General features: G+C 74.4%; 2 protein-coding genes. Both read right to left on the reverse strand.

The window, feature by feature from the left end; genetic code table 11:
- The coding region (locus tag DKL51_RS32530) for a TIGR04222 domain-containing membrane protein (protein WP_124813168.1) at positions 1 to 749 on the reverse strand (749 nt) is incomplete at its 3' end.
- Positions 750 to 853: 104 nt separating this feature from the next.
- On the reverse strand, positions 854 to 1426 hold the full coding sequence (locus DKL51_RS32535; protein ID WP_109947181.1) for a TetR/AcrR family transcriptional regulator: 573 nt from the start codon (positions 1424 to 1426) through the stop codon (positions 854 to 856).
- Positions 1427 to 1637 lie beyond the last annotated feature (211 nt).

Consider the following 1637-nt stretch of genomic DNA (forward strand, 5'->3'; position numbering starts at 1 on the left):
GTCCAGATGGTGGCGGTGCCGAAGAGCGCGACGCCCATCGCCGTGTCGGACGGGCCGTACGTGGCGTACGCCGGCGCCGAGGCGGGTGCCAGGTGGGTGTGCCGGCGGCGCAGCTCGCGCAGCGTCCGGTCGGCCGCCCTGGTCCGCCACGGCACCCGCCCGAGCAGCAGGAACGCGATGAAGAGCGGGACCAGGGTGAGCATCAGGTAGCCGGCCGGGCGGCCGTTCGACAGCCCGACGAAGGTCCGGATCCCGCCGAGCACGAGCAGGGCGGCGATCAGCATCGCCCCGCGCCGGACCGCGGTGCGCCGGGCCGGGCTGAGCGCCAGCCCGCGCTGGTGCAGGCCGTCGCGTAGCTGGTCGAGCGCCCGGACCACCCACTCGTCGCGGCGCAGTTCCCGGGCGATTACGTGCCGGCCGGCCGCGTTGTAGATGGCCTGGTCCAGCGGGGTCGCCCCGGCCGGCATCGGGCCGCCGGTGGTGAGCCGCCGGTCGGGCTGCACGCCGACGGCTCCGCTGCGGCGCAGGCCGCCGAGCGCTGTCCAGATCGCCAGCTGGTCGCCCCCGTTGAGGTACGCGACCTGCTGCGGGCCGAGCTGCCCGACGCCGCCGACCGGCGTGCCGGCCAGGGCGCGGAAGCGGTGGATCAGCGTGCCGACGACCACCAGGGCCGCCGCCAGGAGGTACCAGCGCAGGAAGGCGGGGCCGGGAATGCCCCAGGTGTCACCCGGTGCCGCGAGGGCGGTCATGGTCTGCTCCTGTCGCGCGAGGGGACGCGGCATCATTGTGGAGCAGACCTGCCAACCCTGATTCCGCCCGCGGACCGAGTTACCAGACCGAGATCCGGCCCGGGTCAGCGGCGGCGGACCGCCTCCTCGACGAGGTCGAGCACCGGCCCCAGGTCGCCGGCGGGGCGGCCCATCGCCAGGTGCAGCACCAGCCCGTCGTAGGCCAGTTCGAGGAACTGGGCCAGCACGTCGATCGGCACGTCCTCGCGGAGCACGCCGGCCTCGCGCTGGCGGACCAGCCGCTCCCGGGTGGCTTCGGCGATGGCCGCCGAGCGTTCGGCCCAGCGCTTGGCGAAGGCGGGGTCGGTCCGCAGTCGCCGGGAGACCTCGAGCTGGCTGCCGAGCCAGCCGGTGGTGTCCGGGGAGATCGCCCGGGCGAGCAGATCCCGCATGACCTGGACCAGGCCGTTGCGGGCCACGGTTTCCACCATGGCGGCGGCGTCGTCCTCGGCCACCGCCAGGAAGAGCGAGTCCTTGTCGCGGAAGTGGTGGAAGATGGCGCCCCGGGACAACCCGGTCGCCTCCTCCAGCCGGCGTACGGTGGCACCCTCGTAGCCGTGCCGGGCGAAACAGGCCCGCGCGGCGGCGAGGATCTCCTGTCGGCGCGCGTCGAGCTGGTCCTGGCTTACTCTGGGCACGGAACGATCGTGTCAGGTGACCCGACCCAATGCAAACCGTACGTACGGCTTGGTTCCCGTTCTGCAAGATCGACTCACGGCGGCGCTCCGGTTAGGATCGCCGGGTGACACAGGCCGCCCCCCCTCCCGAGCACCCGCTGACCGTGGCGGCCGTCCAGGCCGAGCCGGTCCCCGGCGACGTCGCCGGGGACCGGCTCGGGCCGGACGGCCG

It is taken from the genome of Micromonospora globispora (genome assembly GCF_003857015.1).
Classification (GTDB): Bacteria; Actinomycetota; Actinomycetes; order Mycobacteriales; family Micromonosporaceae; genus Micromonospora; species Micromonospora globispora.